13 protein-coding genes are annotated in these 14,255 nt (G+C 59.0%); 4 read left to right on the top strand and 9 right to left on the bottom strand.

Features of this window, described 5'->3' with window-relative positions; all coding sequences use genetic code 11:
* Positions 1 to 7 precede the first annotated feature (7 nt).
* The 3 genes from QO002_RS24475 to QO002_RS24485 are packed head-to-tail and all read right to left on the bottom strand — an operon-like array spanning position 8 to position 2,636.
* Positions 8 to 769 (bottom strand): amino acid ABC transporter ATP-binding protein, encoded by a 762-nt coding sequence (locus QO002_RS24475; protein ID WP_307234754.1) that lies wholly within the window; start codon positions 767 to 769, stop codon positions 8 to 10.
* Positions 766 to 1,704, bottom strand: coding sequence for an amino acid ABC transporter permease (locus QO002_RS24480; RefSeq protein WP_307234756.1), 939 nt, complete (start codon positions 1,702 to 1,704; stop codon positions 766 to 768). Before QO002_RS24480 ends, QO002_RS24475 begins: the two co-directional genes overlap by 4 nt.
* A 59-nt stretch (positions 1,705 to 1,763) precedes the next feature.
* On the bottom strand, positions 1,764 to 2,636 hold the full coding sequence (locus QO002_RS24485) for an ABC transporter substrate-binding protein (RefSeq protein WP_307234758.1): 873 nt from the start codon (positions 2,634 to 2,636) through the stop codon (positions 1,764 to 1,766).
* A 188-nt stretch (positions 2,637 to 2,824) separates the two neighbouring features.
* Between QO002_RS24485 and QO002_RS24490 the strand changes: the two genes are divergently transcribed.
* On the top strand, positions 2,825 to 3,925 hold the full coding sequence (locus QO002_RS24490; protein WP_307234760.1) for a LacI family DNA-binding transcriptional regulator: 1,101 nt from the start codon (positions 2,825 to 2,827) through the stop codon (positions 3,923 to 3,925).
* On the opposite strand, the gene QO002_RS24495 is transcribed toward QO002_RS24490, so the two are convergent.
* Positions 3,920 to 4,768, bottom strand: coding sequence for a PfkB family carbohydrate kinase (locus tag QO002_RS24495; RefSeq protein ID WP_307234763.1), 849 nt, complete (start codon positions 4,766 to 4,768; stop codon positions 3,920 to 3,922). The genes QO002_RS24490 and QO002_RS24495 overlap by 6 nt on opposite strands.
* A gap of 80 nt (positions 4,769 to 4,848) precedes the next feature.
* On the opposite strand from QO002_RS24495, the gene QO002_RS24500 reads away from it, so the two are divergent.
* Positions 4,849 to 5,850: an SIS domain-containing protein gene (locus QO002_RS24500; protein WP_307234766.1), complete on the top strand. Its 1,002-nt coding sequence runs from the start codon at positions 4,849 to 4,851 to the stop codon at positions 5,848 to 5,850.
* A 253-nt stretch (positions 5,851 to 6,103) separates the two neighbouring features.
* Entirely contained in the window at positions 6,104 to 7,054 is a 951-nt protein-coding gene (locus QO002_RS24505; RefSeq protein WP_307234768.1) for a GGDEF domain-containing protein, read from the top strand.
* A gap of 94 nt (positions 7,055 to 7,148) precedes the next feature.
* On the opposite strand, the gene QO002_RS24510 is transcribed toward QO002_RS24505, so the two are convergent.
* Entirely contained in the window at positions 7,149 to 7,580 is a 432-nt protein-coding gene (locus QO002_RS24510) for a hypothetical protein (RefSeq protein WP_307234770.1), read from the bottom strand.
* 289 nt (positions 7,581 to 7,869) lie between these two features.
* Between QO002_RS24510 and QO002_RS24515 the strand changes: the two genes are divergently transcribed.
* A complete protein-coding gene (locus QO002_RS24515) occupies positions 7,870 to 9,516 on the top strand; it encodes an EAL domain-containing protein (protein WP_307234772.1) in 1,647 nt (548 codons plus the stop codon).
* 89 nt (positions 9,517 to 9,605) lie between these two features.
* Here the strand turns inward: QO002_RS24515 and QO002_RS24520 are convergent, their stop codons facing one another.
* The 4 genes from QO002_RS24520 to QO002_RS24535 form a co-directional block, all read right to left on the bottom strand.
* Positions 9,606 to 10,487 carry an ABC transporter permease gene (locus QO002_RS24520; protein WP_307234774.1) on the bottom strand — a complete coding sequence of 294 codons (882 nt, stop codon included), beginning with the start codon at positions 10,485 to 10,487 and terminating at the stop codon, positions 9,606 to 9,608.
* Entirely contained in the window at positions 10,480 to 11,433 is a 954-nt protein-coding gene (locus QO002_RS24525; RefSeq protein ID WP_307234777.1) for an ABC transporter permease, read from the bottom strand. Before QO002_RS24525 ends, QO002_RS24520 begins: the two co-directional genes overlap by 8 nt.
* 106 nt (positions 11,434 to 11,539) lie before the next feature.
* Positions 11,540 to 13,150: a peptide ABC transporter substrate-binding protein gene (locus QO002_RS24530; protein ID WP_307234779.1), complete on the bottom strand. Its 1,611-nt coding sequence runs from the start codon at positions 13,148 to 13,150 to the stop codon at positions 11,540 to 11,542.
* 78 nt (positions 13,151 to 13,228) lie between these two features.
* Positions 13,229 to 14,074, bottom strand: coding sequence for a 2-hydroxyacid dehydrogenase (locus tag QO002_RS24535; RefSeq protein ID WP_307234782.1), 846 nt, complete (start codon positions 14,072 to 14,074; stop codon positions 13,229 to 13,231).
* Positions 14,075 to 14,255 lie beyond the last annotated feature (181 nt).

The raw sequence follows: 14,255 nt of genomic DNA on the forward strand, positions 1-14,255 counted from the left end.
AATTCCTTTAGAGAACGCGGGCGAGAAACGAGCGTGTGCGGCTGTGCTGTGGGTTGCTGAGCACATCGCGGGGATTGCCCGCCTCGACGATGACACCGCCATCCATGAAAACGAGATGATCGGCCACATCCCGGGCAAAGGACATCTCGTGGGTCACGACCACCATGGTCATGCCCTCCTCCGCAAGCTGTCGCATGACGGCCAGAACCTCGCCCACCAGTTCGGGATCGAGCGCCGAGGTCGGCTCGTCGAACAGCATGAGCGTCGGCTGCATCGCAAGGGCGCGCGCAATCGCCACGCGCTGCTGCTGGCCGCCTGAAAGCTGCCTCGGATAGTAGTCGGCGCGATCGCTGAGGCCCACCTTGTCGAGCAGCCGCCGGGCTTCTTCCGTCGCCTGCTGCCGGGTCTTGCCCTTGACGATAACAGGCGCCTCGATGATGTTTTCGAGTGCCGTCTTGTGCGGGAAGAGATGGAAGCCCTGGAACACCATGCCCATCTTCTGCCGCTGGACCGAAAGCTCGTTGAACGACATGCGGAAAAGCTTGTTCCCGCGCCAGCGGACGCCGACAGGCTCACCCTCGAGATAGATCGCGCCGGAGGTCGGGACTTCGAGATAGTTCAGGCAGCGCAGGAGCGTGCTCTTGCCGGAGCCGGAAGGACCGACGATACAGGTGACATCACCGGCGGAAACGGTCAGATCGATGCTCTTCAGCACCTGATGCGTGCCGAAACTTTTCGACAGGCGCTCGACATTCAGAAGCGGCATCATGGCAGCACCTCCCCGCGGCGAAGTCCCCAGAACTTGCTCTTGAACAGCGACTTGAGAACCAGCTGGAAGTCGATCGGCGTGCCGTCCTTCAGGCGGTGTTCGATATAGTGTTCGATAAGCGTCAGAATGGTGGACAGCACCAGATACCAGATCGTCGCGACGATCAGCAGCGGGATGGTCTGGTAGGTGCGGGAATAGATCATTTGGGCCGAGTAAAGCAGGTCCGGCAGGGCAAGCACGCTGACGAGGGAAGTGAATTTCAGCATCGAGATGGTGTCGTTGCCGATGGGCGGAATGATGATGCGCAGTGCCTGGGGCAACACGATACGGCGCAGCGTCTGGAATTGCGTCATGCCGAGCGTGGCGGCGGCTTCCGTCTGGCCGACATTGATTGCCTGGATGCCGGCCCGGATCATCTCCGCGGCATAGGCGCTTTCGGTGAAGGCCAGCCCGAGCAGCGCAGCCGTCAGCGGCGTGATCAGCTGGTTCGTCGAGGCAGACCAGAGGGTGGGGCCGAAGGGAATGCCGATCGACACTTCCGGGATCAGCAGGCCGAGATTGTACCAGAAAACCAGCTGCACCAGCGGCGGCACGCCGCGGAAGAACCAGATCCACGCCCAGCTCGTCGCCTGAAACACCGGATTGCGCGACAGCCGCATGATGGCAATGATCGTTCCGATGATCAGGCCGATGATCATCGACAGAAACGTCAGCATCAGCGTGCGGCCGAGCCCGGCCAGGATTTCCGGGCTGAACAGATATTGCCAGACCACGCTCCATTGCAGGTTCTCGTTGGTCACCAGGAGCCGTATGAACAGCCCCGCCAATAACAGCAGAACAGCACCGCCAATCCACCAGGAAGGGTGGAAGACATCGACGAGTTTGGCGGAATGAATGTCCGGTCGCTGGACTAGCGTCTTGTCTGAAACAGCCATGCTGCATCTTTCTTCAGAAGGGGTCCGGAACGGGTTTCCATTCCGGACCTTATGCAGGATCAGGGATTCGGGTCATCCTTGGTGACGAGGATTGCCTTTTCAAGCATGCCCGCGCCATCGACGCCCCAGTTTGCCATGATCTCCTTGTAGGAGCCATCGTCCATCATCGCCTGAAGCGCGCCCTTGAGCGCCGGGCCGAGCGGATCGCCCTTGCGAACGCCGATGCCGTTATAGACCGCATTGCTGATGAAACCGGCCATGTCGAACTTGCCGGTCTGCTTGGCGAGATAGGCAAGCTTGGCCGAGCCTGCGGCAACGATTTCGACGCGACCGGAAGATACGGCGAGTTCGGCCGCATTCTGCGTGGTGAACTGCTGCAGCTCGATCGGCTTCAGGCCAGCGGCAACGCAGGTCTCTTCACTGACCTTTGTCAGGTACTGGAAGTCCCAGGCGCCGGTAAGAAGTGCTACGCTGTGGCCGCAGAGATCCTTCTCTTCGCCAAGCTTCAGATCCTTGCCCTTCAGGAAAGCGTAACCGGTGCCTTCCTTGCGCTGAGGAATGAAGTCGAGGACTTCCAGACGCTCTGCGGTAACACCGAAGGACGAGAAGCCGGCGTCGTAACGCTTGCTGGCAAGACCCGGAATGATCACGTCGAAGCTGGTCGGATCAAACTTGAACGGCACGCCCAGACGTTCGGACATAGCCTTCGCCATATCGACGCTCCAGCCCTTCAACTCGCCGTTCTCGACGAATTCATCCGGCGGCCAGTCGTTGAAGACGGCTATGTTGACGCCGTTGGACTTGTAGCTTTCCGACAGTGCATCGTGCAGCGCCTTGTCAGCTTCTGCGGCATGCGCTGAAAGTGCGGATGCAAAGAGCGCACCCGCAAGGCTCGCCGCCCGCAATAGGTTTATTCCCGAATGATATGCCATCTCTGTGGTCCTTCCCCTTTTATCCTCTGTTCCCGCGCCCACACCTTCCATCCGATTGCCTTGGAGGTGAAATTGTGCGAACGTTCTCACATTATAGGCATTGCTTTTTGTTTTTCGTCAAGTGAGAAATTCGGCATGTATGCCGCGGGGCCGGCACAGGCCGTGATGGCAAGGAAGAACGAGGGGACATGAACGACAAACGGCAGGACAAGGTAACGATCACCGAGGTGGCAAAACATGCCGGCGTCAGCACGGCAACGGCCGGTCGCGTCCTCGGCGGCTACGGCTATTCACGCCAGGAGATCAAGGACAAGGTCAGGCAGGCAGCCGAGGAGCTGGGCTACCGCCCCAATCTCCTCGCCCGCGGCCTGATCACCGGCAAGACCAAGACGATTGGCGTCGTGGCCGGCGACATCCAGAGCCCGTTTTATGCAAGCATCCTGCGCGGAGTTGCCGATGTCACCCGCGCCGCCGGCTTCGGCATCCTCCTGACCAACAGCGACGAACAGATCGAGCGGGAACTGGAAGCCGTCCAGCTGCTGCGGGAAAAACAGGTGGACGGATTGATCATCGCACCGTCCGATCTATCCGGCTCTAAGCATCTTCAGGCCGCCGTCCGCGATGGTTGCCCGGTGGTACTGATCGACCGTGCCATCAAGAACCTCGCCGCCGATGCCGTCTGCGTCGACAACCGTGCGGCCTCCCGCGATTGCATTACGCGGCTGACCGAAGCCGGGCATCGCCGCATCGGTCTCATTGCCGAGCTCGAGCGCTGGGAAGGCGGAGATATCACGGATTTCCTGAGTGCGGTCGAGGGCAGTGCGCTCGATTCGTCCACGCTCTTTCCCAGCTGGCAGCGTCTCTATGGCTATATCGACGCCCTGCGAAGCGCCGGGCTGCCGATTGATCCCGATCTTATCGGCCGTGTCGGCGTCTATTCGTCGGAAGGCGCCCGCAAGGAAACGCAGCGCCTGCTCGAATGGTCGGAGCGGCCGACAGCCCTCTTTACGGCCGATGGCCTGATGTCGGCTGCAGCGATGGATGTCATTACCTCGCTCGACCTGCAGATTCCACGCGATCTCTCGCTGATCTGCTTCGACGATCTGGACTGGATGAGCTTCATCAAGCCCGGCATCGCGGCCGTCGTGCAGCCGCTCACCGAAATGGGTGAAGCGGCCGCGCGGCTGATGCTCTCACGCATCGCGGGTGACGACAGCGCGCCACAATATCTGGCGCTGCAGCCGAAATTCGCCGCTCGCGGGTCGATCGCCGCACCGCTTTCCTCATAGATCAGGATGGGTGGCGCGGATGGCGGCAACATCCACGTCGAGATCAATCGGCACGCCATGGCCCACGGCACCATAATAGCTGCAGGTACGCGCCGCTTCCGTCGCGGCGGCGCCGAGCAGCTGCGGCGGCGCCTCCCCCTTCACAAGGCCGAACAGGGTCCGGGCGATGAAGGTATCACCGGCGCCGAGCGTATCGACGAGATTCGCCTTGGCCGCGGGAACATCGAATATCCCGGCTTCGCCACCGAAAACCGCGCCCTTCGAGCCACGGGTGACGAGGCACCATTTCGCACCCTTGGCCAGAACGCCCCGCATTAACTCAACGGCATGGTCCCGCGAATCGTCCCTTGCCGACACGGAGGCGAGGTAGCAAAGCGGGGCGATGCGTTCGATCTTGGCATCATCATATTTGTTGGAAAAATCGTAGGATAGTGGCCGCAGCGCGGCCACCCGCGCCAGATATCCGTCGAGCCCGCTCGACTGGCCGATCTGCACGGCATCATAGCCGGAGATGAATTCGAAATCCTCCTCCGAAGGCTCGAACATCGATATCCCGAGATCGAACGTCACGAAGACCCGGTCGGCATTGCGATGGCCGATGATGCAATAGGCGGTGGGACCTTCGATCCGGCGAAGATGGGAGATATCAACCCCCTCCTGCGACAACGCCTCAACAATGGCGTGGCCTGCAGGATCATGGCCGATAGCGCCGAGATAGGCAGAGTCACCACCAAATTTTCGAATGAAAACAGAAACGTTAAGGCAGTTCCCACCGGGAAACATCGTGTCCCGGGAGAGGTAGCAATCGACGACATTATCGCCCATCGCAACAATCTTGACCATCGGAAATCTTTCTGATTGACTATATGTGAGAACGTTCGCACAACGCGAATATACTGTCAACGCCGACGCGAGATCAAGCCATGAAGACCGAACTGAACGCCGACATCACGAACGCCCTGGAAGCGGTCGCCAGCAGGGAGGTCCGGCATGTGTTCCTCATCGCCTGCGGCGGATCGCTGTCGATCATGCATCCGGGCAAATACTTCCTCGACCGCCGCTCAAGCGCCCTCACCTCGGATGTTTATAATGGCGACGAGTTCGTGACCCGCGACCCGCGCAAGCTCGACGACAAGGCGCTGGTCATCCTCTGCTCGCAGACGGGAACGACGAAGGAAACGGTGCGCGCAGCAAAACATGCACGCGAAAAGGGTGCCCTGACGATCGCGATGACGCTCGATCCGCAATCGCCGCTGGCCGATGCTGCCGAACACGTCGTTGGCTACCAGGCTTCCTATACGACCGGCATCCCCATCGACGCCGCCGAGAGCAATTACGGCGTGCTTTACATGATCCTCGCCGGGCTCCTGCGCCAGACCGACACGATCGATCTGGTCCCGACGCTGCTGTCGAGCCTCAGCCATCTCCAGCCGGCCATCGACAAGGCCCATGTGCAATATGCTGATCTGTTCGATACCTATGCCGAGCAGTTCAAGGACGCACCCGTCATCTACACCATGGCGAGCGGCGCCAACTACGGCGCGGCCTACTCCTTCGCGATCTGCGTCTTCATGGAAATGCTGTGGATCAACTCGCAGGCGATCCACGCCAACGAATTCTTCCATGGACCCTTCGAAGTGGTCGACAAGAATGCAAAATTCGTCGCCCTGATCGGCCTCGACGAAACCCGTGGCCTGGAAGAGCGCGGCCGCGAATTCCTCTACCGTTTCGGTTCACAGGAAAATATCCTGGCACTCGACGCCAAGGACCTCGATCTGACGGGCATCGACGACGCCTTCAAGGGCTTCCTCATCCCCCTCATCTTCTTCGACGCACTGTGGAAGTTCGCCTACAAGCTCGCCGCCAAGCGCGACAAGGTCATGCTTGAAGACCGCCGCTACATGAAAAAGATTTCGGACTATTGATCACAGGACGCAACCGGTACGAGCCGTGATTTTACGGCTCGTAGCCGCCACTCCCCCGTCAGCTTGCTCAGTCGCGCGACGATTAACCTGGCCGTAGGTTTGCTGCTGTAGCGTCATTTTTCGCGATGGAGGAGCGATGGTGGCTGCAAAATAGGAACAGAAGACTACGGGCGAGGTGCGTGCCCCATCCACGGAGATCACCGAACAAGTCGAGGCGCTTCGCCTTACAAGTAACCGCCTTTGTGACGATCCCGTGGATATCCGCGCGGCATTGAAACGTGTTTCGGATCAGCGCGACCTCCTGATGACGCTGATCAACCAGGTTCCCGACCAGCTTTTCGTAAAAGATCTGGAATCGCGTTTTCTGATTGCCAACGGCGCTGTTGTCGCTGACAAGACATTCATAGCGACAGGCGAAGCAGTGACCGTCGAGGCGCTGATCGGCAAGACGGACTTCGATCTTTTTGCAGCCCCTATCGCTCAGCAATTCCACGACGCAGAAGTGGAGATCATGCGAAGCGGACATCCAGTTCTCAGCACGGTCGAGCAGAATGTTTACGCTGACGGCGGCACCAAATGGGTATCTATGACCAAAGCCCCATTGAGAAATGTCAGCGGACAGATCATCGGCCTGATCGGCCTTGCGCAGGACGTCACGAAACGCAAGGAAATGGAAGACCAGGCGCGCTTCATGGCGCACCACGATATCCTGACCGGGCTACCGAACCGGGGCCTAGTGATCAGCCGTATTGACGAAGCCCTTGCGCAAGCCACTCAAAACGGCAGTTCGGTCGCCGTCGTTTTTCTCGACCTCGACAATTTCAAATGGGTCAACGACACCCTCGGACATCAAGCCGGAGACGATGTTTTAAAGACGGCTGCCTCGCGCATCGCCGGCTCTCTTCGTCTATCTGACATCGCCGGGCGCTTTGGTGGAGACGAATTTGTCATCATCCTGCGAGATCCGCCACGACAATCTGATGGCCTGATCCGTCTGCTGGAGCGCGTTCGCACGCGTGTGGCCGAACCATTGCAGCTTGCAGGACAAACCGTATGCGTGACAACAAGTATCGGCGTGGCCCTCCTTGAAACAGATGGAACGACCAGGGACGAGCTTTTGGCGAAGGCCGATGCGGCCATGTACCGGTCCAAGAGGAATGGCCGGAATACGATCTGTCTGGCCTCCCAGCTGTTGCCGGGTTGAATGTAAGCTCTGGACAGAAAACGGGCGGGTGAGGCACAGCTTGCCCCAGGTCTTGGATGGGCCAATGCGAACGCTCAGTTCAACGCCGATTTCTTTACCTCGATATAAATTTGCCCTCGTATCGCGCGCGAAAATTGCGACGCTCCGCTTCCTGCCTGAAACATATGAAAGTCAGCTCGAGATCGTGAGGACTGTGGTCCCGCCCCAGAATGCTCAAGGTGATAACGAATGCGCCCTCATAATTGGCGCTGAGCTGGACCGCGGCAGCGGTAATTTCGCTTGCAGAAAGATCGTGCTTCTCGTTGCGCTCATAGATCGCCCAAACCGGGGCCTTTTCCCACACGGACCGCAATTCATCGGCAATGTGCTGTCGGAACGTATCTGCGCTCATGTCACGCGGTCGCGAGAGTGTAAGTTCGCCATGGATATCGAGGTAGCCGTCGAAAGCCGGCCCATGCGACAGAGCCCTCTCAAGTCTCGCGAATGCGGTGTTTTCGTCTATGAAGGTGCGAAAGAAGACAGCCATTGTACTCGCCAGATGGACTCGAAACAGGAGGATTGCTCACGCATATACGTGGATAGATCAGGGACAAACAGACCTGTCTCTGATTATTGACTGCAAACCTTGCCTCGGCCTGTGCCTCCTCTGATCACCAGGGTTGAGCAACCTACGACACCGATCCGGCCTCCCCCTATGCTGTCACATGAAACATAATTCGCGTTTCGCGAGACGATGATCAATAGCGATCGACCGGAATGTGATAGACTACCCTCCACGGTTGTGCATCCACATATTCCCTCGGCGGAGGTATCGCATGCGGTTACGGCGCTGGCGCATTATCACTCTCGCAGTGGTTCTAGGGATAGTCGGTGCGGCTCTTCCCGTAGCCGTAATGGCCTGGTTGTCATGGCGGGTTGCGGAAGAACGAGAACTCGGCATCTTGGACGTCCTGGCCCGAAAGGTTGTCAATCGCGCGGAACTGACGTTCGCGGAATCCTACTACGCGATGGATGTGCTCCAGAAAAGCGGTCTGGTTCCTTGCTCGAACGACCATATCGCCCGCATGAGGACCGAAACGATCAACGTTCTCTCGATTGAGGAGATCGGATACTTCGAGAACGGCTTTCTCAAATGCACCTCGTGGGGACCGGCACCAGCCGGGATTGCCCCGCCCAAGGTCGACTATACAGGGCGAAACGGTCTAAAGGTTTCACTCCGGATAAAGCCGGCTGTGAGCCTCGGCCAACGGATGACCGCCTTGCAGATGGGCAGCTACAATGTCCTGGTGGTTCCTTTGCGCTTCGTGGACGTCTTCATCGACAATGGCATAGCGATCACGCTGATGAACGATACCGGGAAAGTCATCAATACGCGTAACGATCCCGACCTGGAGCTCGCTGCAACGCTGGCCCGCGACGAGCGGCAGCGAGGCCTTGACGAAGGACAGCTTTATACCGTGCTCAAGCGGAATGGTCTCGTCGTGGTCGCAACGGAATCCAAGGCCATCATGACCGCCGAGTTCCTGAGGCAGATGAAGATTTTCGTCCCCTTCGGCGGATTCATGGCGCTGTTCATCATCGGCATCGTCTACTGGATGTCGAGGGAACGTCTGTCCCCGAAGGCGGAACTTGATTTGGCGATCAGAAACCGGGAGTTTATCGTCCACTATCAGCCGATCGTGGAACTTGAGACAGGAATCTGTTTCGGGGCGGAAGCTCTGGTCCGTTGGCTGAGACCAGACGGCACCCTTGTGAGACCTGATCTGTTTATTCCGATTGCGGAGGAGACAGGGCTGATCATGCCCATCACTAATCAGGTGGTCGAGATTGTCATAGCCGAACTCAAATCGCTGCTCGTCAATGAGCGCACCCTGCACATCGCAATCAACCTTTGTGCGGAAGACATAACAACCGGTCGCATTCTCGACTTCCTGGACGGCAAGCTGCAGTCCACGGGAATTCATAGGGAACAGATTTGGCTCGAAATAACGGAACGCGGCCTTGTCGATATCGATGCCGCACGGGTAACCCTTCGCAGGGCGCGGCAGGCGGGACATGCGGTCGCCATCGACGATTTCGGAACGGGTTACTCAAGCCTTCAGTATCTTCAGGGGTTACCCATAGACGCGCTCAAAATCGACAAATCATTCGTCGATACGATCGGCAAAGACTCAGCGACAAGCTCGGTTATCCTTCACATCATCACAATGTCTCAGGAGCTCGGATTACTTTCTACCGCAGAAGGTGTCGAAACCGAGGACCAGGCGGCGTTCTTACGGGCGCGCGGCGTCAATTTCGCTCAGGGCTGGCTGTTCTCAAGGCCGCTTCCCGCCAAGGAATTCATAGGATTTCACAAAAACAACAAGGAGACGTTCGGGGCCGCGCGCGAGATCGTCACATCCGCGGATCTGGAGCCGACACTCGCAAAACCCATGCACCCCTACGCCGGCAAGACGACTTGAGCCACTTGTCCCCAATGCCGGTGAGATCGCTCATCTTGGTTTCACAAACCGCTTAGCCGCAGGCAACATAACGCCACCGTGGCAGGACCTCATTCCTTGGGTTCCATGGCGTCGCGCAGCCCGTCACCTAGGAAATTGACGGCGAGAACCGTAAAAAGGATCATCAGCCCCGGGGGGATCGCCAGCCAAGGTGCGACACTGAGCCAGGGAGATGCACTGTTCAGCAGGTTTCCCCAGGTCGGAACCGGTGGCTGAATGCCGAAGCCCAGAAACGAGAGTGCCGATTCAAGCATGATGGCGCTTCCAACAGCAAGCGTTGCCGCCACGGTGATTGGGCCGATTGCATTCGGCAGGATATGGCGGAACATCAGGCGTGCGCCTCCCGCTCCGAGCGCACGAGCGGCTTCGACGAATTCGCGTTCTCGCAAAGCGAGGAACTGGCTGCGCACCAGCCGCGCCGTGCCCATCCAGATCAGCATGCCCACAATCGCCACAAGCAGTGGCGGGCTCGGCCGAAACAGTCCGGAGAGCAAGAGGACCAGCGGCAGTGTCGGGATCGACAACATCACGTCGGTGAACCGCATCAGGAGAATATCGGTCCAGCCGCGATAGAAGCCCGACAGCGCACCCACCAAGGTACCGGCAATCGTTGCGATGATCGCGCCGGCCAGACCAACGGCCAGCGACACGCGTCCGCCATAGATGAGGCGGGTCATGACGTCGCGGCCAAGTTCGTCCGTTCCCAGCCAGTGTTCGCCAGTCATCGGACCGGGCGAGCCGATCAGGGTGAAGTCCTGGCCGTCAAATGTGTAGGGCGACAGGAATGGCCCGATGATAATGACGACCGCCATCAACAGCAGAAAGGCAAGACTGGCCACCGCCAGCCGGTGCTTCAGGAAACGCTTGATAACGCGGCGGCCATAGCTCTGTGGCGGGGCGAGCGGAGCCAGTTGCATCGTTGCATCAGCCATAGCGAATCCTTGGGTCGAGAGCGGCGTAGGCCACATCGGCGATGATGTTGGCCATGACGATGCCAACGGACCCCATCATCATCAGGCCCATCAGCATGGGATAGTCGCGACCGTCCATGCTCTCCATGAACAGGCGGCCGATACCGGGCCATGCAAACACCGTTTCAGTGATGACGGCACCTGAGATGACCGTGGCGAAATCCACCGCTATGACGGTGACGGCCGGGATCATCGCGTTTCGCAATGCGTGCAGAATGATCACGCCCGGCTCGGAGCGGCCCTTGGCATAGGCTGTGCGGATATAATCCTGATTGAGCACATCGATCATGCCGGAGCGGATAAAACGGCTCCAGCTGGCGATGGTTGCAAGCGACAGCACAGTGGCAGGCATGATGATATGGGCGAGCCGATCGAAGAACGATCCATCACCGATAGACTTGTACCCGGCCGATGGAAGCCAGCCGAGCTGCACTGAAAAAAGAAGCTGCAGCAGCAGCGCCAGCCAGAAAACCGGGGTCGAGATACCGGCGAAAGACAGCAGGGTAAGCCCGCTATCGAGCTTTGATCCACGCCGCGCCGCGCTGATAATTCCAAGCGGAATAGCCAGCAACAGCGAAATCAGAAGGGCGAGGCCGCCCAACTCGAGGGTTGGCCCCAGTCGCAGGACAATTTCAGTCAGGACGGGACGGCCGGTGCGGATGGAATAGCCCCAGTCCCCGACGACCATCGATTTAAGCCACATGACGTATTGCACGGGCGCGGGCTTGTCGAGACCGTAGGCCACCGCGATCTGCTGCAGAGCTTCCTTACTGACGGCAGGGTTCTCGGCATACATATCCAACGGGCCGCCGGGGGCCAGATGGACGATCGCAAAGAGGATAAGCGAGATGCCGAGAAGTAGCGGAAGTGCGCCCAACAGACGGCGAAAAACGTAACCGAAACTCATGCCGCCTCCTGGCTGAAAGTAAGAAGGCGCCCGGTATAGGAACCGGGCGCTAGAGAGCCGGACGGCGAAAACCGCATCGTTTTTGACATCAAGCTCTGGACGGATCTTAACCCATGTACCATTCGGCCGTATGGACGAAATTGGTCATGTTTGTCGGGTTCGGAACAAAGTTCTTGAGCGACGCGGTCTTGGCGATCAGGGCAACGTTGGTCGTCAGCGGGATCGAGGGTAGGTCTTCCGCCAGGATTTTCTGGAACTCGATTGCGGCTTCCTTGCGGGCCGCCGGGTCCAGCGTCTTTTCAAACTTCGCCAGTGCCGCATCGAGGCTTGGGTTTGAATAGGACTGGCCGTTGTTGGCGCCACCCGTACCCCAGAACACCGAGTAGACCGGGTCGGCCGAGGTGATCCAGCGGCCGTAGATAAGATCGTAGCCGCCCTTGTATCGCGCTTCGCGATAGGCAACGCCGGTCTGGTTGTTGGCAACGGCCTCGATACCGATCGCCTTCAGCTGGGCGATGATCACCTGCTGGGCCAGCTCGTCGTCTGCGCGCCCCGCCTGCACCATGAAGGCGTAGGACAGGCGCTCGCCACCCTTTTCGCGAACACCGTCGGAGCCCATGGCATAGCCGGCATCGTCGAGGATCTTGTTGGCAGCTGCGACGTCGTAGGCGATTTCCGGCGTATTGGGATCATAGAACTCGAACACCGGCACCACCGGCGATTTGATCGGCTCCGGGAACCCGCCCTGGGCTTTGCTCAGCACCGTGCGGTCGACCGCGGCGGCGATGGCTTTGCGCACGTTGATATCCGCCAGCGACGGGCGCTTGAAGTTGAAATCGAGATGCTGCCACGAGAGCAGCGGCCCCTTGACGAGCTCGATGCCGGAAATGCCTTCCACCTGCTTGGCCTGGCTGTAGGGCGTTGAAACCACCAGGTTGACTTCGCCGGACTTCAGCTGGGTAATCAGCGTGTTTGTGTCGGGGATCATCTTGAAGATGATCTTGTCGAGATAGGGCAGAGCATCTCCCTTTTCACTCTTCGCCCAGTAGTCGTCGAAACGCTCGGTTACCACATACTGGCCGCGCACAAACTCTGTCACCTTGAACGGGCCGGTGCCGACGGGTGTTTCGTTATAGGAGGACGTGTTCAGGTCGGTGCCTTCAAGCAAGTGCTTGGGGAAGATGCCGAAGGTGAAAAGCGTGGAGGCAAAGGTCGGCAGAATGGAGCTATAGTTTACCACAACCGTCAGATCGTCCGGTGTTTCAATGCTGGCCACCTCGGCGGATCCGTCCTTGGATTCGGCCGTGAAAGCGGGGTCCTTGACCGCTTCCCAGGTATATTTCACGTCAGCCGATGTGAACGGCTTGCCATCGTGCCATTTCACGCCCGGACGGAGCTTGTAGCTTACCTTCATGGTCTTGCCGTCGGCGGCCACGGCGATACCGCCATTTTCGATGGTTGGTACTTCGGTGGCAAGCACCGGCACGTATTTAGCGTGCTCATCCGGCGCCAGAAGTCCCTCGACAACTGCTGCCTGTGCATCCCCCAGAAAGCCGGTGGAATAGACATTCATCGTGTCGATCTCGTAGGTCAGCCCCACGGTCAGGGTGCCGCCCTTCTGCTGGGCGAAAGCCGGAAACGCGCGCATCGTTGCCAAGGTCGCGGTACCTGCAAGCATTGCCTGGAGGGCTGCGCGGCGGGTCAGTTCAAAAGCCATGGTTTCGTCCTCTGTTTTGCCCTTGCGGGCGTTCCCTTTTTCGCCGGTCCTGTTTTTGGATGGCCGGTCTTTGCGTTTTCAGTAACCGAGTGTGCGATCGACAATATGCGGCAATTTTTCACCGCGTTCGAAACGCCGGATGTTTTCAGCCATCTCCGCCACGGCGGCGTGCGCGTGGGTAGGTGCGGCGACATGCGGCGAAAGCAGGACTTTCGGATGTCCCCAGAGGGGGTCTTCCGTCGGAAGGGGCTCGATGCGAAACACATCGAGAGCCGCGCCGCTGATATGGCCGTCGTCAAGCGCTGCGATCAGATCCGCATCCACGACATGGCCGCCACGGGCACCGTTGATGAAGAAAGCGCCTTTGGCCAGCGCGGCCAGAACGTTTGCGTCCACGACGTTGGCGGTCTCGGCCGTCATGGGCAGAAGATTAACGAGAATGTCAGCGCCGCGGACGGCGTCCAGGAGCTTCTCACGGCCGGCAAAGCTCTGCGCACCTTCAATCGGACGGCCGGAACGGCTCCAGCTGCGTGTTTTGAAACCGAAGCGGACGAAATGCTCCGCGACTTGCCCGCCAAGTGCGCCGGCACCCAGTATCGCAACGGTCCGCTCACGGGCCAGCTTCTCCGGCTGGGGAGCCCATTCCCGTTTTTCCTGAAGATCCTTGTAAATCAGGAGATTGCGGTGCCAAGCCAGAGCCTGGGCCAGAACCCACTCGGACATGCCCTCGGCCAGCCCATCATCGACGAGGCGAACGATCGGCAGATGCCCGGGCACCTCTCCGCTGGCCAAAAGATGTTCGATCCCGGCATTGAGGCTCAGCACCAGTTCGAGACCCGGAACAGCCGAAATGACGCCCGGCAAGGGACGGCCCACGACAATATAGGGCACGGGGCCGTCGCCCGGTTTGGGTTGTTCGGTCATGACGCTGTGGTCCGGAAGCTCTTTCCGAAACAGGCTTGCCATGTGCTCGGGGTTGCCACGAGAGGCGATAAATATCCGTTTCATAGGGCACAGCATGGTGCGTCATGAAGGTATGTTGCAATGCCCAAAAAAATCCACTTTGCCCGCATTTTAACTCATGCATAAATTTTTGGGTTAGCGG

It is taken from the genome of Pararhizobium capsulatum DSM 1112 (assembly GCF_030814475.1).
In the GTDB taxonomy this organism is placed as follows: Bacteria; Pseudomonadota; Alphaproteobacteria; order Rhizobiales; family Rhizobiaceae; genus Pararhizobium; species Pararhizobium capsulatum.